A 23,821-nucleotide genomic window follows, 5' to 3' on the forward strand; every position below is an offset into this window, starting at 1 on the left:
ACGCGCTTTCCGTGCGTGAGGTCGATGGCGAAGGCCGCCATGAGCACCTGCACCGTCACTCAAACCCCCACTAGAACAACCGCCGCCCCTTTTCTCTTCGCATGCTCGGCTGATGTTGGCAACGGCGAGGCCCGGGGGGCCGGCGGTCGGGTGGGGGGCGTTGGGGGCGGCGAGAAGCGCAGGACGGAGGGGCGCGCGCGCAGCGCGCTTCGTATCTCTGACTTCGTCGCCCCTGTTTGAGCGCAGTGAGCGAAGCGATCGCAGCGAGTCGGCGACGAGCCCCTGCACCCGAGCATCGCAGGTGTCCCGGCGCAAAGCGCCGGGCGCCCCCCCCCCCCCCCCCCCCCCCCCCCCCCCCCCCCCCCCGTGGCACGGCCTGCGGCCGTACCACGCCACCCCCCTCCCCTGTCTTCTCCCCCTGCTCCCTATTCCCCATTCCCTACTCCCTTCCCCCCCGTGCCTCTTGCCTGCCCCCCGCCTACACTCCCCGCCCTATGGCTAAAACGCGCGAAATCAAACTGCGGATCAAGGCGGTCGGCAACATCCGCCGCATCACCAAGACGATGCAGATGATCGCGACGGCGAAGTTCGCCGCCGCCCTGCAGCGCGCCACCGCCACCAAGCCCTACACCGAGGGCGTCTTCGAGCTCGTCCAGGAACTGGGCGCCACCGCCGGCAACATCTCCAGCCCACTCATCGACGGCGCCCCCGGCTCGGCCTCCAAGCCCGAGCTGCTCCTCGTCATCACCTCCGACCGCGGGCTCTGCGGCGCCTACAACGGCAACATCCTCCGCACCGCGATGCGCCACATCCGCGAGACCCGCGTCGCCGGCAAGACCCCCGAGATCGAGCTCATCGGCAAGAAGGGGCTGGCCTTCCTCAAGTACAACGGCGTCGATGTCGCCAAGTCCCACACCGTGGGCGACAAGCCGACCTTCGAGGTCATCGAGCGCATCGCCGAGGACTACATGGACCGCTTCGCCGCCGGAGAGTTCTCCGCCGTGCGCATCGCGTACATGCGATACATCTCCGCCGGCAAGCAGACCCCCGAGGTGCTGCAGCTCCTGCCCCTCAAGAGCCCGGCCGGGACCGAGGCCAAGTCGGGCCCGGCGGCCCAGTACGAGTTCACCCCCTCCGCCGAGGAACTGCTCGCGGAACTCCTGCCCCAGGCGGTCAAGACCACGCTCTTCCAGAGCGTGAACGACGCGCTGGTGAGCGAGCACATCGCGCGCATGGTCGCGATGAAGGCCGCCACCGACAACGCCGGCAAGATGGGCAAGGCCCTGACGCGCAAGTTCAACCGCGCCCGCCAGGCCCAGATCACCACGGAACTGACCGAGATCATCTCGGGCGCCGCGGCGCTGGAATAAATCCGAAAAAAGGGGGTTGACAGCCCCCTTCCCCTGATTTATCTTGCTGCGCATGAGCGATCCGGGGTTTCGCCATACTCGAATCGACCGCCGAACCGCTTTCACCCTTATCGAAGCATTGGTGGTGATCGCGATCATCGGCACGATCCTCGCGATCATGCTGCCGACTCTGCGGCTGGTGCGGATGAAAGCCCAAGAGAATCAAGCGCTTACCCGTGCTCGCGAGTGTGGGGCGCTGCTCATCGGCAGTGCAGCCAATCACGCCGATTCGATCCCAACCAGTCTTACCCGCGCCCGTTTCGGCATGAGCGCAGAGGGGATGGCGGTCGAGATCGAAATACCCCGCTCCATGGTCATCGGCACCGACTATTTCGCCCAGGCATCGATCTGGCCCGCCCTCCTGCTCGCGATCGGCTACGAGCCTTCTCAGGTCTGGTTAAGTCCATCACGGCGAACCGACCCGGAACGCCTCTACGAAACCGACTTCGACTTGACGCATTCGGTCCTTGCAGGACCGGAGCACTGGCGAGATCCGGCGGCCCAACACCGGAGCATGTGGCGCCGGGTGAGACTCTCCGAAGCGTCGTACGCCTCGTCCAAGGCCCTCGTGGTTGAGCGAGCCAGCGTCGCCGGGACGCGCGACAGAAACATCGCTCCACGCCTTGCTGTCGCGTGCGTGGACGGCCACGGCCGACTCGCGCATCTGTCAGACGCGCTACCACCCGTGCCCAACCGTTTCTTTCGCGACGCCGCCATTCCCATGCTGACTACCCGGGAAGGTCTTTCCGGGAGAGATTTTCGATGAAAGGCATTCCATGAAAAAGGTTCTCGCAGCGTGCGCCCTGCTCGCCTCCATGAGTTCTGTCGTGGTTGGCTGGTCTCCGCCGAATGTTGGAGTTTCTGGCCGCTGCTGGATTCCAGATCGTGACTTTCCTGACGAGGTGGGAAATCCCTACGCGTTTTCCTGCCCCTCGGGCACCTTTTGTTGCTACGGTGCCCTCTACGATGAACTCGGACTTCTGGACCACGCCAGGTTTGCGTGTTGCACGAATGGGCTCTGCTGCCATTCGGTCCTCGTGCTTCCGGCCGCGCAGATGTCTACCACTTGCCAGAGCTGCCCTTCGCATCCGGGAGATCTTGACCCCGACGGTCCGGGCGAACTCCCTTAATTCGAGGTCAACCACACGGAGCAACACATGACCAATTCCATGATTTGGCTGCTGCTGCTGGCAGTCCCCCTTCACATGGGATGCCAGCGCGACAACTCACCCACTCCAGCCGAAGATGCTTCGTCGAAACCGGCGAGCGACATCGGTAACGAGAATGCGTCTGCGTTGCTTGTTGCCGTCGAAGCGCATGCGCTCGGAGTAGATATCGAACCCATCGCCGCGAGACAGCTCGGAGTTCAGGCGGCAGAGATCGCTCGCGTGTGGCACAAAGGCGACATCAAGGCCTACGACGCCTTGATCGAGAGTTGGGGTGGACGGTTCGTGTACGATTCCAGCGATCCTTCGCCGGCGACCCAGAGGGCGTATGAGCAGCAACGATCGTGCTGGTACGACTCGGACAACGATCTGTCTATCGTCTACTTTGACAGCGCAAGAACGACGGTCGATGTTTTGGGCGATTCGCCGAATTCTGCTCGCACCTTCGTAAGCAAGCAAGGCGGCGGGATGGTTGTTCCGTCTCGCTACCGGTTCCCCAGATCAACCAAAGATCTCAATGCAGAAGGCAAGCCGGTCGCTGCGGTCGAGATCCCCGTCATTACTCGTGGCGGTGACGAGTTTGTGATCACCTACATCTATGTCTGGTGGCCGGAACGCCAAGTCTGGCTCCCAGACCACCTTCGCGTCACCGGCGGGCAAATGCCCCCTGCTTTCTATTTCTAGGCCAATCTCTAAGCTCGGCTCCCCACCTTGGCCCCGCCCAGCGGGGCGTTTTCGTTTTCCACGCCCCCGCGCGATAGACTCTCCCGATGCCGACGCAGACCTCAGCCACCGCCGCCGCTCATGTCACCGGGAAGGCCTCTTCGGGCCCCGCAGGGGGCGCCCCCGGGGGTGCTTCCGGGGGCGGCGCCATCCCCGCGCGCGTGCACAAGCCCCTCGCGCCCCTCTACACCTCTGTCCTCGACATGGTGGGCAATACCCCCATGCTCGAGCTGACCCGGCTGGATGTCGGCCCCTGCCGCCTGCTGGTCAAGATGGAGAACCTCAACCCGGCGATGTCCATCAAGGACCGCATCGGGCTGTGGATGGTCGAGGCGGCCGAGCGCGAGGGCAAGATCGACCCCAAGGCCAACCCGCGCCCCACCATCGTGGAGGGAACCGCCGGCAACACCGGGCTGGCCCTCGCCCTGATGTGCGTGCAGCGGGGGTACCGCCTGCTCGTGGTCGTGCCCGACAAGATGAGCCAGGAGAAGATCATGAACCTGCGCGCCATGGGCGCCGAGGTCGTGATGGCCCGCTCCGATGTCCACAAGGGCCACCCCGAGTACTACCAGGATGTCGCCGAGCGCCTCGCCAAAGAGATCCCCAACGCGTTCTACATCAACCAGTTCGCCAACGACCACAACTGGCGCGCCCACTACGAGACCACCGGCCCCGAGGTCTGGGACCAGTGCGAGGGCAAGGTCGACGCCGTCGTCGTGGGCGTGGGCAGCGGCGGCACGCTCACCGGCGTCGCCAAGTACCTCAAAGAGAAGAACCCGAACATCAAGGTCGTCGTGGGCGACCCGGTCGGCTCGATCATCGCGCCGCTCGTGAACGAGGGCAGAGAGGTCGCCGCCGGCTCGTGGATGATCGAGGGCATGGGCGAGGACTTCGTGCCCCCGGTGTGCCACCTCGACCTGGCGGACGAGGCGATCGCCGTCACCGACAGGGACGCGTTCCTGGCCGGGCGCGAGCTGCTGCGCAGGGAGGGCATCCTGGCGGGCTCGTCCGCCGGCGCCTTGCTGCACGCGGCCATGGTGTGGTGCCGCAGGCAGACCGAGCCCAGGACGGTGGTGACCTTCATCTGCGACTCGGGCGCGAAGTACCTGAGCAAGATGTTCAACGACTTCTGGATGATGGACCAGGGCTTCCTGGAGCGCGAGAAGACCGGCGACCTGCGCGACCTGATCGCGCGCCGCCACGCGTTCCGCGAGGACTACACCGTGTCGCCCATGGACCCCGTCCGCCAGGCGCACAAGAACATGATGCTCTACGGCGTGTCGCAGATGGCGGTCGTCGAGCCCTCGCGCACCCACAAGGACCGCGACACCGTGGTCGGCGTGATCGACGACAGCGACATCCTGCTCGCGCTCGATCGCGCCGGGGGCGACGCGAAACTGCTGGAGCGCCCGGTGCGCGAGTTCATGACCTCGCGCCTCGAGACGGTGCCACCCACCGCAGATGTCAAGGACCTCATGCCCATCTTCCGCGCCGACCGCGTCGCGATTGTCAGCGACGCCGAGGGCGTGTACTACGGGCTCATCACCAAGATCGACCTGATCAACTACCTGCGAGCGCAGCTCGCGTGATTCTTTTGATTGAACGGTGCCCCGGGGCATGTGCGCAGCACTGACCCGGGCTCCGGCTCCTTCCTCTCCTTCTTCTCGTTCCCCGATCGCCCAACCGTGGCACGGCTTCGCCGCACCACGCCACCCAGTGAGTCTCTCGAATGCTCGACCCCTCGCGCGTCAAGATCGCCACCAAGTGCATCCATGCGAACCAGCGACCCGACCCGGTCACCGGCGCCGTGATGCCCCCGATCTCCGTGTCGTCCACCTACGCGCAGGAGTCGCCCGGCAAGCACGCCGGCTTCGAGTACTCGCGCTCGCACAACCCCACGCGCTACGCGCTGGAGCGCATGATCGCAGGGCTCGAAGGATCGGGCGTGCCCGAGTCCGCCGACCCGTCCTGCGGCGGGTTCGCCTTCGCGTCGGGCATGGCCGCGATCGCCACGCTCCTCGACACGCTCGACTCGGGCGACCATGTCGTCGCGATGGACGACCTCTACGGCGGCACGAACCGCCTCTTCCGGCGCGTGCGCGAGCGCTCCGCCGGGCTCAAGTTCTCCTTCGTCGACCTCTCCGACGCGCAGCGCGTCGCGAACGCGATCACCGACAAGACGAAACTCGTCTGGATCGAGACGCCCACCAACCCCACGCTGAAACTCGCCGACCTGCGCGCCATCAGCGACCTGGTGAAGAAGAAGAACCCCAATATCCTCGTCGCGTGCGACAACACCTTCGCCACGCCCATCAACCAGCGCCCGCTGGAACTGGGCTGCGACATCGTGATGCACTCGTCGACGAAGTACCTGGGCGGGCACAGCGATGTCGTGGGCGGCATCCTCGTCGTCAACACCCCGGCGCTCGCCGAGAAGATCCGCTTCGTGCAGAACTCCATCGGCGCCGTCATGGGCCCCTTCGACGCCTACCTCACGCTCCGCGGCATCAAGACCCTCGCGGTGCGCATGGACCGCCACAACCAGAGCGCGATGAAGATCGCCCAGTGGCTCGAAGCGCGCGACGACATCGAGAAGGTCATCTTCCCCGGCCTCCCCAGCCACCCCCAGCACGCGATCGCCAAGAAGCAGATGTCCGGCTTCGGCGGCATGATCACCATGTTCCCCAACGGCGGCCTCGATCGCGCCCGCGAGTTCCTCGAGCACACCCGGCTCTTCACCCTCGCCGAATCCCTCGGCGGCGTCGAGTCGCTGATCGAACACCCCGCGATCATGACCCACGCGAGCGTGCCCCCCGAGATGCGCGCGCAACTCGGCATCTCCGACTCGCTCGTGCGCCTCAGCGTGGGCATCGAGGATGTCGACGACCTGATCGCCGACCTCGAGAACGCGCTGGACAAGAGCAAGAAGTTCGCGTCGGCGTAAAAGGAAGAGATTCACCGCGGAGGGCGCAGAGGACGCGGAGGGAAGACTGGGTGGCGCGGTGCGGCGCAGCCGTGCCACGAGCGCTGACGGTGCCATCACACGAGCGCAGCGAGTGTGATGCCGCGGCAACGCCTCCTCGCCCCGCACGCGGGGAGAGGACAGTGAGCAGCCCGCAGGGCTGCGATCCAGATGAGGTGTTTGTCGGAAGACACGAGTAACGAGGCACGAGGCACACGGGAAGACCGCGCCCACGATCGTCACTGACAGATCCAAACCCCTCACCCCGGCCCTCTCCCCTCGGAGGGGGCCAGATCACCCCCGACTCTTCCCTGCTGCCTGCTCCCCACTCCCTACTCTTCCCCATGCATTCCGCCGCCCGAATCCTTGACGCCAACCTGAACCGCGCGCGCGAGGCCCTGCGCGTGCTCGAAGACATCGCGCGCTTCGCGCTGGACGACCGAGAGTTGTCCGGCGAACTGAAATCCATGCGTCACGCGCTGCGCGACGCCGCGGCGCTGCTGGGCATCGACGACCTCGAACTCATCGCCGCCCGCGACGCGGTGCACGATGTGGGCAAGGACATCAAGACCCAGGCCGAGGGCGAGCGCGAATCGCTGCGCTCGGTCGCTTCAGCCGCGGGCAAGCGCCTGACCGAGGCGCTGCGCTCGATCGAAGAGATCGCCAAGGCCCTGCCCGGCGCGATCCGCGCCCCGGCTCGGGGCGGGATGAACGACGCCGAGCCCCGTGCCGCGGCGCAGCCCGACGAGCCGGCGTGGCGCGCCTTCGAGCGCCTGCGTTATCGCGCCTACGACGCCGAGATGCGGACCGTGCTCGCGCTGGGCTCGCCCCGGCGCGCGACATGGAAACTCTGCGTCATCGTCACCAAGGACCTCTGCCGCCACCACTCGTGGCTCGATGTCGCCAACGAGGCGATCGAGGCGGGCGCGGACTGCATCCAACTGCGCGAGAAGGACATCTCCGACGCCGAACTGCTCGCGCGGGCGCGCGTGCTCGTCGAGCTGTGCCACACCGGCGGGTCGCGCGTGGCCGCGGTCATCAACGACCGGCCCGACATCGCGCTGCTGGCGGGCGCCGACGGCGTGCACCTGGGCCAGGAAGACATGTCGGTCGCCGATGTGCGCCGCCTCTCGGGCGCGCGCCTGCTCGTGGGCGTCTCGACCGCGAACATCCTGCACGCAACGCGCGCGCTTCGCGAGGGCGCGGACTACTGCGGCGTGGGCCCGATGTTCCCGTCCACGACCAAGCACAAGGACACGATCGCCGGGCTCGAGTACCTCAAGAAGTACCTCGAGTACGAGCCGCGCCTGCCGCCCCACCTCGCGATCGGCGGGATCGCGCCGGGCAATATCGATCTCGTGGCGAAGACCGGCGCGACGGGCGTGGCGGTGTCGAGCGCCGTGTGCGAGTCGATGCACCCCGGCGACGTGGTGCGCCGCCTGCTGGGCGCGATGACGCGGACCCGCGATGCCGGGCCCGGCGCGTCTCCGATCGAGGGGTGAGTCGCGCCTCAGGCGGCGCGTATCGTGTGGCCCTGTCCCTTGGACTGGCCGAACCGGAAGGATCGCACGCAGTCGCGCCCGCCCTTCTTGGCGGCATACACGCCCTGATCGGCCGCGTTCACGAGGCGCTCCACATCGGTGAAGATCTCTCGCGATTCGTCGTCGAGCGCCGCGACGCCCACGCTGACGGTGATCTTGACGCTCGGCTTCTCGGTCTTCGCCTCGCGCAGGTCGACGGGCTGCGAGGAGATGATGACGCGCAGCATCTCGGCGACCGCCTCGGCCTTTTTGAGCGAGACACCCGGCAGCAGGGCCGCGAACTCCTCGCCGCCGAAGCGGAAGAGCTCGCCGCGCGCGCCGATCGTCTGCTTGAGGCGACGCGCCGCCTCCTTGAGCACGACATCGCCGGCGAGGTGGCCCAGCGTGTCGTTGACCTGCTTGAAGAAGTCGAGATCGAGGAAGAGAACAGCGAGGGATTCGCCGGAGGCGCGCGCCTCGTTGAAGACCTGCGCCGCGCGCGTCTGGAACGCTCGCTTATTGCTGACGCCGGTCAGCGCGTCGGTCGTCGACTGTCGCTGCAGCGACTTGTTCTGCACCGCGAGCCGGTCGACCTGCATCTGCGCGTCGAGCGCCATATCGGCGAGGCGCTCCTGAGCCCGTGAGATCAGGTCCTGCGCCTTGGGGAGCTCGCCGACCTCGATGCGAAAGAGCGACGCCTGCACGCGCGCCTCGCGCTCGATCGTTGCGAGCAGCTCGTCGGCCTGCGCACGCTCGAGCCCGAGCCACGACTCGGCCCGCTCGCGAAAGTGCGAGAGTCGCGCCGCGTCGAGCGGGTTCATCAGCACGCCTGCGCCCAGCGCGCCCAGCGCGACGCACCTGGTCGCGAGGGAATACTCAGCGGGCGCATCGTCGGGGCTTTCGTGGAAACGGATCGGCTCGACGAGCGAGTCCGGCAGCTTCCACGAATCGGCCAGGCGCGCGCCCACCTCGCCGTGGTCGATCCCCAGCGCGCCCCTCTCGGCGCCGGACAGCAGGCGGTGGTCATCCCCGGCGACGCGCTCCACGCCCTCGTAGTCCTGCCCCAGAGCGCGGTGCAACGCCAGCGCACCCACGTCCTGCAGCAACCCGGCAAGAAACGCTTCCTCGGCGTCGAGTCCTCCCACGGCGTCCGCGGCGGCGCTCGCGCCCGTCGCGCCCAGCAGCCCGCGCTTCCAATACGTCATGTAATCGAACCCGTCGTCCTCGTCGCCGCCGATCGCGTGGATCAGACTGAACCCCAGCGCGATGGTCTTCACGGTTTTCAGCCCCAGCGCCACCATCGCCTGGCTGATCGTCGAACAGCGCTTGCTCAGCCCGTAGTACGACGAGTTGACGGTCTTCAGAACACGCGCCGCGAGCGCCTGGTCGTTCTGGATGGTCTCGGCGACATCGCGCAGCGCCACGTCCGGACGGCTGGAGAGCTCGATCACGCGAAGCGCCACAGCGGGAAGCGTCGGAAGCCGCGTTGAACTCAGGACACGATCGAGCACCTGGCTATCCAAGCTGATCACCGCTTTCGGGAGAGTCCGGGGGCGTCGCCGCGACCCAGTGTGTGCGTGTAATTTCGATCGGCTGACACGAGCCGATACTTGACCCTCCAAAGCGGTGACCGACGTCGTTAATTACGCGCAAGCCGATCCAGGAACGCCTGTTGAGACGGCGGCGCCTCCCCGAACGCGGCCGCGATCCACGCCGCCAGAAGACGCACGCCGCGCGACGCGGCGTCATTCCCCAGCACATCCCCCGGGCCCGACGGCCCTTCGCCCGTCCGGGCGTCACTCTGGGGGGCTTCAACGGCAAGCGTCCGAAGGGCTTCCACGGTCTCAGAACGGACCCGCCAGATCTCTCCCCCGGCCCCCGGATCGCGCGTCAGGCCTCCCAGGCGAGGGTCAAACCCGTAACTCGCCCGGGGCTCGAGCGCGCCGCCGGTGCGGACATCCACCCCGAGCGACGGCGTGTACCCGGTCTCTCGAAGCATCGCCCACTGAAAACGGATGACCGAATCCAGTATCGCCGCTCGGTCGAGCGCCCCCTCGTCCACCCGGCGGAGGGCGTCCAGCAGCGCCTCGAAAAGGCGCTCGTGAGGGTCGTGGTCGGTCACGCATCGGAAGACCAGATCGGCGGCATACGCCCCGGCCAGGTGCGCGTCGACGCTGCGCCGCAGCCCGAAGTAGCTCTCGCCCAGATCCCACTCGATGAGCTGGGCCAGCTCGGCGCCCGGCTTGACGATCAGAACCGCCTCGCCGCGGGTCACGAGCTCGAGGCCCCCGCTGAACTTGGCGCGAGGGCGCTTGCTGCCCTTCGCGAGACAGCGCACGATGCCGCGCCCGCGCGTGAACAGCGCCGCGGTCTGAGACGTCTCGGAGAAGTCCCACAGCCGGAGCACCACCGCGTCCTCGTGCGCCATCGCGGCCACGCCCCATGGTACATCCCATCCTCGCGCCGACGCGCGGTAGACTTGCCACGATGCCCGACCCGACCCCTTCGCCAGCCAACCCCTCGCCGACGCCGCGCCCGGCGCGCGTGATCGCCTTCATGAACCAGAAGGGCGGCGTGGGCAAGACGACCACCGCCGTCACCCTCGCCGCCGGCATCGCCCGGCAGGGCCGGCGCACGCTGCTGATCGACCTGGACCCCCAGGCGCACGCGTCGCTGCACCTGGGGGTTGAGCCCGGCTCGACCGGGGCCACGGTGTATGACGCGCTGCACGACCCGGCGCGCGTCGTCGACGCGATCGCGCACGCGCGCGACAACCTCGACGTGCTGCCGGCCGAGACCGACCTCGCCGCGGCGGAGTCCGAACTCGCGGGCGCCCCCGACCGCCAGCAGCGCCTCACCCAAGCCATCGCGCGCCTGCAGAGCGACCCGACGAAGGCCTACGACTTCATCCTCATGGACTGCCCGCCCTCGCTGGGCCTGCTGACGCTCAACGCGCTCACCGCCGCCCGCGAGGTGATGATCCCGATGCAGGCGCACTTCCTCGCACTCCAGGGCGTGGGCAAGCTCCTCGAGACCGTCAGGCTCGTCTCGCAGCAACTCAACAACCGCCTGCGCATCAGCGGCGTCGTCCTGTGCATGCACGAAGAGGTCACGCGTCACAGCAAGGAGGTCGTCGCGGATCTCGACGCCTTCTTCGAGCAGGCGCGCGAGCAGGACGTGCCGTGGCGCTCGGCGCGCGTGTACCGCCCGCCGATCCGGCGCAACATCAAGCTCGCCGAGTCGCCCTCGTTCGGGCAGACGGTGTTCGAATACGCCCCCGACGCGCCGGGCGCTCGCGACTACGAGGAGCTCGCGAAGAAGATCGTCGCCGAGTGGGACACGCTGCTCGCGCGCCGATCCGGCCAACCCGCCCCCGAGATCGTGATCGCGTCTCGTGACCCATCCGGCGCACCGGCGTGAAGCGCGCGCGGCGCCTGACCATCGCAGCCCGCGCGTCGTTCGTCGTGTTCGCGCTCGTGCTCGTGACGCTCACGCACTGGCCGAATCTCGAGCTCGATATCGAAGTCATCAAGCGACCGGATCTGGTCGCCCACTTCGGCGCGTTCGGGCTCTGGACGCTGCTGCTCATCTCCGCTTCGTTCTTCGGGCCGGTGCTGTCGACCCGCAACATCACGGTCTGCACAGTGATCGGCGCGGTCTACGCACCCCTCGACGAGCTGACGCAGGGCCTCCCCGGGGTGAACCGCCATGTGAGCGCCTACGACCTGCTCGCCAACCTCGGGGGCGTGGCCGGAGCGGCGCTGTTCATGCTGCTGATCGCGCGCATTCGTCAACGCGGCGCCGCCCGGCGCGTCGATGAATCTGCGTCGTGACCGAGCCCGAGACCCGCCCCCAGCCCGCCCCCTCCTTCTTCGGCGCCGTCCGCGTCGTCGCGGTCTTCACGCTGCTCTCTCGCTTCCTGGGGCTCATCCGCGACGTCGTCATGGCGCGCGTGCTCGGCGACACCGTCGTCGGCTCCGCCTTCGCCTTCGCATTCCTCATCCCCAACCTCTTCCGGCGCCTCTTCGGCGAGGGCGCCCTCACCGCCGCCTTCCTCCCCGAGTACGCCTCGCTCGTCGAGAAAGACCCCGAGCTCTCGAACCGGTTCGCGACCCTCGCGTTCTCGTTGCTCTTTCTCCTGACCGGCGTGATCACCGTGGTCGGCATCGCGGTGCTTTTCCTCATCCGCGAGCTCTCGCCCGAGAACCCCGACCGCGCGTACATGCTCACCCTCGCGATGGTGATGCTCCCCTACATGCCCCTCATCTGCGCCGTCGCGGTCACGGGCGCGATCCTGCAGGTGCACGGGCGCTTCGCGCCCATGGCCGCCGCCCCCCTGCTGCTCAACGCGATCACGATCGGCGCCGCCCTGCTCGCCTACGCGGTCTTCCGGATCAACGCCACATCGACCGCGTTCATCGTCGCGATCGCGGTCGTGTGCTCGGGCGTGCTCCAGCTCGCGTGGACGCTGTTCAGCGTGCGCCGCTACATCGCGTGGCGCAGGGGATTCGCGTCGGTCCGCGAGCCGGCGCGGCGCATGGCGCGGCGGTTCGGGCCCGCGCTGCTCGGCCTCGGGACGCTCCAGCTCAACACGCTGCTCGACGGCGTGATCGCCGCCTGGCCCCTCCTCGTCGGCCCGACGATCCTCGGCATCGCCTACCCGCTCGACGAAGCGTCCAACGCGATCCTCACCTACACGCAGCGCCTCTACCAGTTCCCCCTCGGGGTCTTCGGCATCGCCGTCGCAACCGCGGTCTTCCCCCTGCTCTCGCGCGCCGCAGACAGGCCCGCCGAGTTCGCCGACACCCTGCGCAGGGGGCTGCGACTCTCGCTGTACATAGGCCTCCCAGCCAGCGCGGGGCTCTTTCTCGTGCGAGACGACCTGACCTTCGTCCTGCTGCGCGGCGAGAACTTCTCGCTCGAGGGCGCCACCCGGGCCGCGAGCGTCCTCATGGGCTACTCCCTCGCCGTCTGGGCCTACAGCGCCAACCAGCTCTTCGTCCGCGCGTTCTACGCGAGGGGCGACACCGTCACGCCCGTCAAGGTCGCGCTGGGCGCGATGCTCGTGAACCTCGCGCTCAACCTCACGCTCATCTGGGTCCCCGGGCTTCGCGAGGGCGCGCTGGCGTGGTCCACGGCGATCAGCGCGACGCTCCAGATGGTCGTGCTCGCGCGCCTCACCCGCTCGAAACTGCTGCCCGACGCGCCGCTGCTCGACGCCGACACCCGGCGCAGCGTCGCGCGTTCCCTCGCGCTGACCGTCGCGATGAGCGCCGGGGTCGGCGCGACGCTCTGGCTCTTCCCTGCGCCCCCGGTCGGCGAGGGCGACCTGACCCACCCGCTCTCGATCGCGCGCCTCGCGAGCGCGGTCGGCGTCGGCGGCGTCGCGTACCTCGCCATGTCCGTCGCGCTCAAGGCGCCCGAGCTTCGCTGGCTGCTCCAGCGCTCCGCGAGGTGATCAGCCCCCTGCGCCCGCCCCGGCGACCCGGGCGAGCGCCTCGTCGATACGCTCCGCCTGCGCGTTGTCGGCGCACTCGGCGCGCGCCTCGCGCAGCAGGCCGACCGCGGCGTCGCGCTCCCCGCTCCCGTCGAGCGCGAACGCGAGCGTGCGCGTCAGGTCGACCGTGATCGGGTGCGCCGGGCCGAGACGATGCTTCGCCGCCTCGCGAGCGCGCTCCGCCGTGTCACGCGTTTCGTCGTAGCGCCGGAGGCGAAGCAGCGCGTTCGCGTGGTTCGCGCGCACCCTGAGGGTCTGTGGGTGATCCTCGCCAGCGACGCGGGCCATGATCTCGCCGGCGCGCGCCAGCAGCGGCTCCGCCTCCTCCGGACGATCTTCGCGCAGCATCAGGCCTCCGAGCCCGTTGAGCAGCGAGACACGGCGCGGGTCGTCGGGCGAGAGCGATGTTTCCGCGACCTCGATGGCGCGTCGGAACAGCGCCTCCGCCTCCGCCGCGCGCCCGGTGCGTGAGTAGACCGAGCCGAGCGACCCGGCGGTGACCATCGTGCTCGGGTGACCCTCGCCCAGAACGCGCTTCTTGATCTCAAACGTGCGTTCCATCAGCGCCGTCGCTTCGTCCTCGCGCCCGGCGTCGACGAGCGCCCCGGCCAGGTTGTGCGCCGTGGTCAGCGGTCGGGGGTGCTCCTCGCCCAGGGTCCGGATCTGCGCGTCGAGGACAGATCGCAGCAACCCCGCCGCGCCCTCGTCGTCGCCGAGGTCGGAGAGTGTGACAGCGAGGTTGTTCGCCGCGGTCTGCGTGCTTTCATGATCGGCGCCGAGGGTTCGCAGGCGCAGCGCGTAGACCTCTTCAAGCAGCGGGCGCGCCTCCTCGGACCGCCCCGCGCGCCCCTTCATCGTCGCGAGGTTGAGCAGGGCGGACTGCGTCTCCGGGTGCGCGTCGCCGCGCGCGCGCCGGTGCTGCTCGAGCACGGGCGTCATCAGCGCGATCGCCTCGTCGTAGCGCCCCATCTCGGTGAGGGTCGTCGCCCGGCGCGAGGTGACCTCGAGCGTGCGGACATCTCCGGGCCCGAACCGCTCCGCCGCGTCGACCGACGCGAGCGTGAACAGGCGCAGGGCCGCGTCCAGGTCGCCGATGCGCGAGTAGACGACGCCGAGCGTGGTGCGCATGTCGAACGCCGCCTCGGGGTGGGCGTCGCGGAGTTCCGATTCGACGCGCGTCGTCGCGTCCGCCAGGATCTCGCGCAGCAGCGTCGTGTCGGCGCCGCGGGCGCGCGCCGGGTCGACGCCCGTCAGGATCCCTCGCGCGAACTCCGCCGCCGTGTCGGACCGCGCGCGCTGCGCCTCGAGACGCTCCGCGTTCTCTCGCTGGCGCAGGCCGAACACGACCGCGCCCGACGCGAGCGCCACGACTGCAAGCCCCATCACCCCAGCGGCGGCGAAGCCGACCTTGTGCCTGCGCAGCGCCTTGGAGGCGCGGTATCGCACCGTCGGGGGCCCGGCCTCCAGAGGCATCCCATCGAGATAGCGCTGCACGTCGTCCGCCAGCGCCGTGACGCCCGGGTACCGGCGCGCTGGGTCCTTCTCGATCGCGCGCGCCACGAGGTTGTCGAGGTCGCCTCGCAACTCACGCCATAGCCGGTGTGGGTCGGTGCGACGCGAGACCGCCAGCGTATCGGCGGCGTCGCCCAGCGACGCGATCTTGGTCGAGGGGCGCGGCGCGTCCTCGTCCCGGATCACGCGCAGCACCTCGATCAGCGGCGCCGATTCCAGCCGCGTGGTGTCGAAGGGCGTCGCGCCGGCCAGCAACTCGTACAGCACGACCCCCAGCGCGTACACGTCGGTCCGCGTGTCGATCACGCCCCCGCTCGCCTGCTCGGGCGCCATGTAGAGGGGCGTGCCGACGAACTGGCCCGTCGCCGTCACCCCTCCGCCGTCGTCCTGCGCCAGCGCCTTCGCGATGCCGAAGTCGATCACCCGCGCCTCGGGCGCGCCGTCGACGCCCACGATCAGCACGTTCCCGGGCTTGATGTCCCGGTGGATCACGCCCTTCTGATGCGCGTGCTGCACCGCGAGGCACACGCGATGAAACAGCCGGAGGCGCTCACGCACGGTCAGCCGGTGGAGATCGCAGTACTCGGTGATCGGCAGCCCGTCCACCAGCTCCATCGCGAACCACGGGCGACCTGCGCCGGTCGTGCCGGCGTCGAGGATCCGCGCGATCCCGGGGTGGCTCATCCGCGCGAGAGTCTGGCGCTCGGACTCGAATCGCCGGATGACGGCGGCGGAATCCATGCCGGCCTTCAGCACCTTGAGCGCGACCTCGCGGCGCACCGGGGCCTCCTGCTCGGCGCGGTACACGATCGCGAAGCCGCCCTCGCCGATCTTCTCCCGGATCACATACGCGCCCAGGCGCGCGCCGGGCTGCTCGACCAGCGCATCATCGGTCGCTGATTCACGCATCACACGCGACACATCCACCGTCGGGGCGCCCAGGAACACCCGGTTCGCCGCCTCGTGCGCCCGCACCAGACGCTCAACCGCTTCGAGCAGCGCAGCGTCCCCATCGCACGCCCCTCGGACGAACCCCTCGCGCTCCGCCGGAGGCAGCTCGAGCGCGTCGAGAAAGATGTCCTTGGCCGAGCTGCTCGCCACGGGACCCACCTCGCTCCCCCGATTGCGAACGCGACCGCCGCGCCGCGAGGGCAGTGTACTTCAGGATCGCGTGATCCGGAAGCCCCTCTGGCCCGTTCAGCGCAGCCCCATGGCCCCCGACGCGTCGGCCGAAACCCGCGAGAGCACCTGGCCCCACGCCCTGCCCCAGCCCCCGGCGAGATCGCCCGGGGCGGGCGAGCCAACGGGCTCCGCGTGCTCGTGCGTCCACTGGCCCAGCACGCGGGTCGCGCCGTTTCCATCAGCGAGCAGGACGAACCGCGCCCGAACGAAGGCGCTGGGTCGCGACGAGTCTCGCAGGTCGGCATGCATCGCCAGGACCGTGGTCTCGAGGCGCATGGTGGCGTCGGCGCCGCCGCCCGGGCCGACCACCGTCACGAAGGGGCCCGACGCGGTCATCGCTTCGACGACCGCCGCCGTCAGCATCTGGTCGGGGTCGGCGACGAAGATGTTGAAGTAGTCGAGCGTGTACTCGTGCTCGCCCACGCGGTACACGAACATGCGCCCGTCCGAGGGCGGCGCGACGCGCACACGCATGACCCGCACCGCGCCGGAGCGCTCCGAGGACGGGGCCCTCGCCGCCGGCGCCGGCGCCTCGATCGCGAAGTGCGCCTTGGGCTGGTGGGCCTGCGAGAGATTGACGCACCCGCCCGCCAGCGCGAGCGACGAGAACGCGACGACGCCGACCAGCGCCCTCGCGCGAATGGATTCCGCACGCATCATCTCGACCCCCTCTCGCTGGGATTGACCGGCGCAGGCGGCTCGCCGAACAGCAGGCGCGCCGGGTTCTGCTTGGCGTCCTCGGTGATCACGGCCGCGTTGCTCAGCACTCGTCTCAGGTTCACCATGATCGCCTCCAGATCCTGTCGCTGCTCGGCGACCAGGGCGTTCAGACTCTTGATCAGCAGGCGTGCCTCGGCGGCGGCGGGGGCCGCCTCGTCCGAAACACGCGAGAGGTCGTCGAGCGTCTTCGTCAGACGGTCGCTCGAGACGAGCTCGTCGAGCTTGGCCATCGTGCTCGACGCTCGCTCGACGAGCGATCGGATGTCCCCGACGACAGCCAGGGCTTCCTCTTCGGAGCCCGTCAGGATCCGCCGGAGCGAGGCGGCCGAGTCGGCGGCGTCCCCGATCATCGGCCCGATGCGATCGTCGTTGAGGATCTCGCGCAGTCGCGCGTTCGATTCACGCAGCTCCGCCAGCAGCGCCGACGCGTTCTTGCCCAGACCGGAGAGGTCCGTCTCGCCCAGGACCGCGCCCACCGAGTCGGCGAGTTTCTCCACGCTGGAGAGCACCTTCCCGAAATCCGCGCGCTCGAACTGATACGCGATCTGTTCGATCGCCCTCGAGAGCTGCGCGCGAACGCTGCGGCTCGAGGGCACGAAGATCTCTTTCGGCTCCCAGTCGGGCACAAACGCCGGGTTGCGCGCCGGTTCGACCATCGCCAGCTCCAAGAAGGTCGCACCGAGCAGCCCGCTGGACTCCAGCCGTGCGCGAAGGCCGAGATCCACCGACGCGGCGAGGTTCCGACGCAGCGCCCCCTCGTCGCCGCGCGCGATCGTGAGATCCATCACCACGAACACCATGCGCCCAAGCAGCGCGCCCTCGATTGACTCGTCGGAGTCGGTGTCGTACCGCTGGAACACGAACCCGATCTGCGACACACGCCCAACCGTGACGCCCCGATGCTTCACCGGCGCTCCGACCTCGAGCCCCTCGATGGAGTCCTCGAAATACGTCTCGACCCGCACCGTGTTCCGCGTGAAGGACCACGCGCCGAGGAACGCCAGCCCCCCCACCAGCAGGAGCGACGCGACGATCACGAAGAGACCCAGTCTGAAAGCGTTTGCCTGCTCGCTCACGGTGTGCCCGCCCTTTCGGCCGCCTGCGCGGTGCTCTCACGACTGAAAAACTGCCTGACCCAGGGATCGTCGCTCTTGTCTCGAAGGTTCACCGGCGTGTCCTCCGCCACCTTGGTCTTCCTCGCCGCGTCCAGCACGACCACCCGGTCGGCGATCGTGAAGATACTCGACAGCTCGTGCGTGATCACCACGAAGGTCATGCGCATCAGCCGGCGCAGGTCCAGGATCAGTTGATCGAGATCGGCGCTCATGATCGGATCGAGCCCGGCCGACGGCTCGTCGAGGAACAGGATGCCCGGGTCGAGCGCCATCGCGCGCGCGATCGCCGCCCGCTTCTTCATGCCTCCCGAGATCTCCGAGGGCAGCTTGTCCGCCGCGCCTTCGAGCCCGACCAGCTTGAGTTTCGAGAGCGCGACGGCGTCCATCGCGTCCGAGGGCAGGTCCGTGAACTCTTCGAGCACCAGTCGCAGGTTCTCGCGGAGCGTCATCGAGCCGAAGAGCGCGCCCGACTGATACATCACGCCGAACTCGCGCAGCATCGCACGGCGCTCGTCGCCGGCCTGCTGCGCGATGTCCTTGCCGAAGATCAGGATCCGCCCGGCCGCCGGCTTGTGCAGCCCGATCATGTGCTTCATGACCGTGCTCTTGCCGCAGCCAGAGCCCCCCCCGATCACCACGATCTCGCCCCGCGCGATCTCGAAATCCACGTCGCGCAGCACGACGTTCTTCCCGAACGCGGCGCTGAAGCCCTCGACCTTGATGATCGGTTCCTCGCTCGGGCTCGTCGTCGCTTGCTTCATGGTTCTTCGCTGCGCTCGCTCAGATCCCGAGGAAGTAGAACATGACGCCCAGCACCGCGTTGGCGGCGACGATCAGCACGATGCCCGTCACCACCGCGTTGGTCGTGCTGTTGCCAACCGCCCCGGGACCGCCCCGGGTCTGCAGCCCCCTCGCGCACCCCACCGCCGCGACCAGGAACGCGAACACGACCGATTTCGCGAGCCCCCCCATCAGGTCCACGCCGTCGACCGCGCCCTGCACCTCGCGCACGTAGAACGGGAAGGAGAACCCAAGCGTCAGCATGATCACATACCCCCCCACGAGGCCGCAGAGCGTGGCGAACAGCGAGAGCAGCGGCGTCATCAGCATCGCCGCCAGCAATCGGGGCACGACAAGGAACCGCGCGGGCTCGATGCCCATCGTGGTCAACGCGTTGATCTCTTCGGTCACCTTCATCGTCCCCAGCTCCGCCGCGAACGCCGAGCCCGAGCGACCCGCGAGGATGATCGCCGTCACCAGCGGGCCGAGCTCGCGCACCATCGCGATCGCGAGCAGCATGGGGATCGTGGACTCCACCCCAAGCGCGCGCAGCGGCGCCGCGGACTGGAACGAGATGATCAGCCCCATCAGGAACCCGAGCAGGCACACCACCGGGGTCGCGCGAGCGCCCGCCTTCTCGCAGATCAGGAACATCTCCCGGTAGCGGATCTTCGTGGGGTGCATGGCCGCCCACGCCAGCGCCGCGGTCAGTTCCCCCAGAAAGGTCGTGAGCACTCGGAAGTCGGCGATAAGGGCGCCGGTCGCGCGCCCAACCTGGGTAACGAACCCCTCTCTGGCCGGGGTCGCGCGCGGCTCGCCGGACGATCGCGCGCGATCGAACAGGCCTCGCAGGTCGTCGGAGATGCCGCGGAACTCCACCGTCCCGCCAGCGACGCGCGCCAGCCGGTCGAGCTCGACGAGCAGCGCCAGCCCGGCGCCGTCGCAGTACTCCACGCCCGAGACATCCACCGCCAGCGATCGCGCGCCGGCGTCGCGCAGCGGACGGACCGCGTCGTCCCAGACACCCCCGAGCGTGTTCGTATCGAGCCTCCCTCGGAGCGTGAGCGTTGCCGACCCGTTCTCGACGCTCGACGTCGCGGATGCGCTGGGTGGGACGCCGGGTTGGTTCGGCCTGCTCGTCACGTGTCGGCTTCGCCGGCGACGATATCTGGTCCGGCGACGGCCCACAACCGCGCGCTTCGTGCGCCCGAGACGATCGCGACGCCGAAGTCCAGAATCCGAGGGCCGGTCAACCCTGCGGCGGCGCCCCGGCGTCGTCGCCCTCCATGAGCGCGAAAAGGCGCGCTCGCGCGAAGGCCCAGTCGCGCATCACGGTGCGCTCGGAGAGGTCGAGCAGCTTCGCGGTCTCCTCGGCGCTCAGCCCCCCGAAGAACCGCAGTTTGACGATCTCGGCCGCCCGGGCGTCCTCCGACGCCAGCGTTGTCAGGGCCTCGTCCAGCGCGAGCACCCGGTCCGGGTCGTCCTCGCTGGCCAGATCAACGACCGACAGCGGCATGACCGGCGCGCCGCCGCCGCGTTTGTCGGCCTTGCGCGCCCTCGCGTGGTCGACGAGAATCCGGCGCATGCACTCCGACGCTGTCCTGAAGAAGTGCGCCCGGTCGTTCCAGTCGCACTTCTCGCCCGAGAGGAGGCGCAGGTACGCCTCGTGAACCAGCCCGGTGGCGTCGAGGGTGTGGCCCTTGCGTTCGGAGCGCATCTTGGCCTGCGCCATCGCTCGGAGCTGGTCGTAGACAAGCGTGAGCAGGTCCTGCTGTGCGCGGGAATCCGACGGCGCGCGACCCAGAAGCACCGTGATATCGTGGCCGCTGGTCATCGGGCGAACCTCGCGCGCCCGGAGACCGGCGTCGGAGATCCGGGCCGGCCCCGGGGACGACACAGTACCATGAGGATCGCGGGGTCCGCAATCGGCGCGAGGGGGTGAAAGGGCGAGCATCACGCCTGCCCCTTCCAGCGCCGGAACGGGCTCGGGATCACAGCCGGGACGGAGCGCCGGTACTGGCGATAGTGCTCCCCGAAGGCCCTCAGCAGGTCGCGTTCCTCCATGGTGACGCCGATCAGGATGTAGAGCGACATCCCGGCCGCGAAGAGCAGCCCCCCCGCTGTCATCGTGGGCGTCGACCAGAACGCCAGCAGGAACCCCAGCATCAGCGGGTGACGGACCAGCTTGTAGGGCCCCACCACGCGGAAGCCGACCTGCTCGTAGCGCCGGCGCAGGAACTCCAGCGCGACCTGGCGCACGCCGAACAGGTCGAAGTGCGAGATGATGAACGACGAGAACAGCACCATCCCCCACCCGCTCGCGAACACCACCCACAGCGCGACCCGCGCCCAGCCCGGGCCGGCCTCCCACGCAACCTGCGGCATGGGCCTCCACAGCGTGAACATCGCCGCCAGACACGCGACCGTCGCCAGGACGAAGGTCGAACGCTCCATCGCCTGCGGAATGAAACGCGTGATCCACGACTTGAACCCGCGCCGAGCCATCACCGCGTGCTGCGCGCCGAACAGCGCGATCAGCGCGAGATTCACCGGGATCGCGACGGACAGCGGCGACGCGGCCCCCGACGCCAGATGGCGCGGAACCCACAGCCCCCCCACGAAGGCGATGAGATACAGGAACGCGCCGAAAAACAGCGCGTAGGCGACGAGCCCGTACACGAGGATCGCGGCACGCGCCGGGAACGAGCGCGAGCCCGGCTCGAACTCCCGACGGACCGCCGGGGCGATGGTGTGGATGGTCATGGAGGTGTCTCGGTCATCAGACGCCCCGGGCAAACCCCGGGACCATCCCGGGGCGCAGGGGCTCCCCGGAGAAGCGGAAACCAACCGCCCGGCATGACGCGATCGAGGTTTTAATCCGCCGGAATCGCGCCCGGCCTGTTCCGGTCGCCTATCCTCCCTTTCACGCTCCGGCGCAATCACGCCTGAACGCAGGCGACTGGAGCACGCTTCCGACATCGATCAGCATTCGCGGTCTTTCTCGGAATCACCCCCTTTGGTCCGAGAGAATCCCATGAAGATCTATGTTGGAAACCTCCCCTTTACCGCCACGCAGTCCGATGTCGAGGCTCTCTTCGCAGAGCACGGCCAGGTCGGCGAGGTCACGATGATCAACGATCGCGAGACCGGTCGTCCGCGCGGCTTCGGCTTCGTCGAGATGCCCGACTCCTCGCAGGCCAACGCCGCGATCGCCGCCCTCAACGGGCGCGATTACAACGGCCGCGCCCTCAACATCAATGAGGCCCGCGAGCGCACCGCCGGCGGCGGTGGCGGCGGCGGCGGGCGTGGCGGCCCTCGCGGCGGCTTCCGTCGCTAAGCCAGGCCACTCGCCTCGGCATCACCCCTGAAATACCCACGGATCGGGGCGCCGGCTCACCCGGCGCTCCGATCTGCTTTCCCGGACGACCCCTCGTCGGACCGATCACCGATCGGCCATCGCGCGAGCGGGCGTCGACAACACATCTTTCATTGCAAACAGCGTCTCGCAGGCACACGATTCCATGCGATACGCACGGAGTTTCACGCTTGCAGACCTTCGAAGCCTTCGGCCTCGCCGCGCCCATCCTCCGCTCGCTCGAGCAGGAAGGGTACACCCACCCCACCCCCGTTCAGGCCGAGTCGATCGCCCCCGCCATGGCGGACCGCGATGTGCTCGCCTGCGCCCAGACAGGCACCGGCAAGACCGCCGCGTTCCTGCTCCCCATCATCCACCGGCTGCTCGAGACCCCTCGCGCCTTCAGGCACCAGGGCATCGCGACGCCTCGCGCGCTCGTGCTGTCCCCCACGCGTGAGCTCGCGTCGCAGATCGCCGACAGCTTCGCGACCTACGCCCGTCACACGCACCTGAAAGAGACCACGGTCGTGGGCGGCGTGAGCCAGCACCGTCAGGAGCGAGCCCTCGCCCGTGGCTGCGACTTGCTCGTCGCGACCCCCGGTCGCCTGCAGGACCTCATGAACCAGCGCATCGTCGATCTGGGCTCGATCGACGTCTTCGTCCTCGACGAGGCCGACCGCATGCTCGACATGGGCTTCATCCAGCCCATCCGGCAGATCGCGTCGGCGATCCCCCAGTCGCGACAGACGCTGATGTTCTCGGCGACGATGCCCCGCGCCATCGCCGAGCTCGCCCGCTCGCTGCTCAACGACCCGGTGCGCGTGACCGTCGAGAAGAAGGTCGAGACCGCTCGCCTGATCGAGCAGATGGTCTACCAGATCGACAAGCCGCGCAAGCAGTCGCTGCTGCATCACCTGCTCATCCAGCCCGGCGTCGACCGCGCGATCGTCTTCACGCGCACGAAGCACGGCGCCGAGCGCCTGAGCAAGAACCTCGAGGCGGCCGGCTTCGACTGCACCGCGATCCACGGCAACAAGACGCAGCGCCAGCGCGAGCGCGCGCTCGACGCCTTCCGCCACGGTGACTGCACCATCCTCGTCGCGACCGACGTCGCCGCCCGCGGGCTCGATGTCGACGGCGTGACCCACGTCTTCAACTACGAGCTGCCCGACGACGCCGAGTCGTATGTGCACCGCATCGGGCGCACCGGGCGCGCCGGCGCCAAGGGCATCGCGATCGCCTTCTGCGACCCGGCGGAGCGCAAGCTGCTCCGCGCCGTCGAGGCCGAGATCGGCGCGCGTGTGCCCATCGCCGAGCTGCCCCCTCGCAGCAACGCCTCCGGAGCCCCCGCGCCGCGCCCCGCGACGCCGGAGGTTCAGGCGCCCAGAGCGGAGCAGCGCGCCGATCGTCGCCCTGCGCCTCAGACCCAGGCGCGCGACTCCCGCCCCCACGCCAAGCCCTCGGGCCCGAAGCCCGGGCCCAGGCCCGACTCTGCCGGCGCACCCGCCAAGCCGCGCGCCAAGCATCACAGCGGCGCGGCCCACGCCGCCCACCCGCTCCCCAAGCCGGGCGCGAAGCCCGGCGCCAAGCCCTCGGATCGTCGGACCGCAGCGCCGGGCGCCAAGGGCAAGTCTCGCGGCGCGTCGGCTTCGTCCGGCGCACCTTCGAAGGCAGGCGCGCACCCGAAGGCCAAGCAGCGCCCGGGCCAGGGCGTCAAGAAGTTCAGCGGCCCCGGGCGCACGCGCCAGGCCTGACACGCGGGCGAAGCGCCCACGCGTCAACAACCCAACACGCTCCGTCTGTCGCAGACCCGGAGCATCGCATCCGGAATGATCATCCCCTCTGGGATATCTCCCGGGTGCGCTCGCGGGCGCAGTGGA

Annotated in this window: 20 protein-coding genes; 11 read left to right on the plus strand and 9 right to left on the minus strand. The window is 69.0% G+C overall.

Annotated features, from left to right (window positions below; translation table 11 throughout):
• Positions 1 to 494 precede the first annotated feature (494 nt).
• The 6 genes from atpG (at position 495) to thiE (ending at position 7,762) form a co-directional block, all read left to right on the plus strand.
• Positions 495 to 1,370, plus strand: a complete 876-nt coding sequence (gene atpG / locus KF684_13720) for an ATP synthase F1 subunit gamma (GenBank protein MBX3353983.1) — start codon at positions 495 to 497, stop codon at positions 1,368 to 1,370.
• Positions 1,371 to 1,413: 43 nt separating this feature from the next.
• A complete protein-coding gene (locus KF684_13725) occupies positions 1,414 to 2,175 on the plus strand; it encodes a type II secretion system protein (protein ID MBX3353984.1) in 762 nt (253 codons plus the stop codon).
• A 391-nt stretch (positions 2,176 to 2,566) separates the two neighbouring features.
• Complete coding sequence (locus KF684_13730) at positions 2,567 to 3,259, plus strand: hypothetical protein (protein ID MBX3353985.1); 693 nt, start codon at positions 2,567 to 2,569, stop codon at positions 3,257 to 3,259.
• Between the two features lie 86 nt (positions 3,260 to 3,345).
• Entirely contained in the window at positions 3,346 to 4,887 is a 1,542-nt protein-coding gene (locus KF684_13735) for a pyridoxal-phosphate dependent enzyme (GenBank protein MBX3353986.1), read from the plus strand.
• A gap of 140 nt (positions 4,888 to 5,027) precedes the next feature.
• Positions 5,028 to 6,242: a PLP-dependent transferase gene (locus KF684_13740; GenBank protein ID MBX3353987.1), complete on the plus strand. Its 1,215-nt coding sequence runs from the start codon at positions 5,028 to 5,030 to the stop codon at positions 6,240 to 6,242.
• 362 nt (positions 6,243 to 6,604) lie between these two features.
• Complete coding sequence (thiE, locus tag KF684_13745; protein MBX3353988.1) at positions 6,605 to 7,762, plus strand: thiamine phosphate synthase; 1,158 nt, start codon at positions 6,605 to 6,607, stop codon at positions 7,760 to 7,762.
• A gap of 8 nt (positions 7,763 to 7,770) precedes the next feature.
• Here thiE and KF684_13750 read toward each other — a convergent pair whose 3' ends face one another.
• Positions 7,771 to 9,243, minus strand: coding sequence for a GGDEF domain-containing protein (locus KF684_13750; GenBank protein ID MBX3353989.1), 1,473 nt, complete (start codon positions 9,241 to 9,243; stop codon positions 7,771 to 7,773).
• A gap of 176 nt (positions 9,244 to 9,419) precedes the next feature.
• Positions 9,420 to 10,217: a DNA repair protein RecO gene (gene recO, locus KF684_13755; GenBank protein ID MBX3353990.1), complete on the minus strand. Its 798-nt coding sequence runs from the start codon at positions 10,215 to 10,217 to the stop codon at positions 9,420 to 9,422.
• A 50-nt stretch (positions 10,218 to 10,267) separates the two neighbouring features.
• On the opposite strand from recO, the gene KF684_13760 reads away from it, so the two are divergent.
• Genes KF684_13760 through murJ form a run of 3 tightly spaced genes read left to right on the plus strand, consistent with a single transcriptional unit; the run spans position 10,268 to position 13,238 of the window.
• On the plus strand, positions 10,268 to 11,200 hold the full coding sequence (locus KF684_13760) for an AAA family ATPase (GenBank protein ID MBX3353991.1): 933 nt from the start codon (positions 10,268 to 10,270) through the stop codon (positions 11,198 to 11,200).
• Positions 11,197 to 11,613, plus strand: a complete 417-nt coding sequence (locus tag KF684_13765; GenBank protein MBX3353992.1) for a hypothetical protein — start codon at positions 11,197 to 11,199, stop codon at positions 11,611 to 11,613. Before KF684_13760 ends, KF684_13765 begins: the two co-directional genes overlap by 4 nt.
• On the plus strand, positions 11,610 to 13,238 hold the full coding sequence (murJ, locus tag KF684_13770; protein MBX3353993.1) for a murein biosynthesis integral membrane protein MurJ: 1,629 nt from the start codon (positions 11,610 to 11,612) through the stop codon (positions 13,236 to 13,238). The genes KF684_13765 and murJ overlap by 4 nt, the downstream gene beginning before the upstream one ends.
• On the opposite strand, the gene KF684_13775 is transcribed toward murJ, so the two are convergent.
• From KF684_13775 to KF684_13805, 7 genes are all read right to left on the minus strand, one after another.
• Positions 13,239 to 15,890, minus strand: coding sequence for a serine/threonine protein kinase (locus KF684_13775; GenBank protein ID MBX3353994.1), 2,652 nt, complete (start codon positions 15,888 to 15,890; stop codon positions 13,239 to 13,241).
• Positions 15,891 to 15,986: 96 nt separating this feature from the next.
• Positions 15,987 to 16,631 (minus strand): membrane integrity-associated transporter subunit PqiC, encoded by a 645-nt coding sequence (locus KF684_13780; protein MBX3353995.1) that lies wholly within the window; start codon positions 16,629 to 16,631, stop codon positions 15,987 to 15,989.
• Positions 16,628 to 17,767, minus strand: a complete 1,140-nt coding sequence (locus KF684_13785; protein ID MBX3353996.1) for an MCE family protein — start codon at positions 17,765 to 17,767, stop codon at positions 16,628 to 16,630. Before KF684_13785 ends, KF684_13780 begins: the two co-directional genes overlap by 4 nt.
• Positions 17,764 to 18,567 carry an ATP-binding cassette domain-containing protein gene (locus KF684_13790; GenBank protein ID MBX3353997.1) on the minus strand — a complete coding sequence of 268 codons (804 nt, stop codon included), beginning with the start codon at positions 18,565 to 18,567 and terminating at the stop codon, positions 17,764 to 17,766. Before KF684_13790 ends, KF684_13785 begins: the two co-directional genes overlap by 4 nt.
• Positions 18,568 to 18,586: 19 nt before the next feature.
• Positions 18,587 to 19,729, minus strand: a complete 1,143-nt coding sequence (locus KF684_13795) for an MlaE family lipid ABC transporter permease subunit (GenBank protein MBX3353998.1) — start codon at positions 19,727 to 19,729, stop codon at positions 18,587 to 18,589.
• A gap of 106 nt (positions 19,730 to 19,835) precedes the next feature.
• Positions 19,836 to 20,420, minus strand: coding sequence for a sigma-70 family RNA polymerase sigma factor (locus KF684_13800; protein MBX3353999.1), 585 nt, complete (start codon positions 20,418 to 20,420; stop codon positions 19,836 to 19,838).
• Positions 20,421 to 20,539: 119 nt separating this feature from the next.
• Positions 20,540 to 21,349, minus strand: coding sequence for an isoprenylcysteine carboxylmethyltransferase family protein (locus tag KF684_13805; protein ID MBX3354000.1), 810 nt, complete (start codon positions 21,347 to 21,349; stop codon positions 20,540 to 20,542).
• Positions 21,350 to 21,620: 271 nt separating this feature from the next.
• Between KF684_13805 and KF684_13810 the strand changes: the two genes are divergently transcribed.
• Entirely contained in the window at positions 21,621 to 21,923 is a 303-nt protein-coding gene (locus KF684_13810; protein ID MBX3354001.1) for an RNA-binding protein, read from the plus strand.
• A 209-nt stretch (positions 21,924 to 22,132) separates the two neighbouring features.
• Positions 22,133 to 23,695 carry a DEAD/DEAH box helicase gene (locus tag KF684_13815; GenBank protein MBX3354002.1) on the plus strand — a complete coding sequence of 521 codons (1,563 nt, stop codon included), beginning with the start codon at positions 22,133 to 22,135 and terminating at the stop codon, positions 23,693 to 23,695.
• Positions 23,696 to 23,821: the final 126 nt, after the last annotated feature.

Source organism: Phycisphaeraceae bacterium (assembly GCA_019636675.1).
Taxonomy (GTDB): domain Bacteria; phylum Planctomycetota; class Phycisphaerae; order Phycisphaerales; family UBA1924; genus JAHBXC01.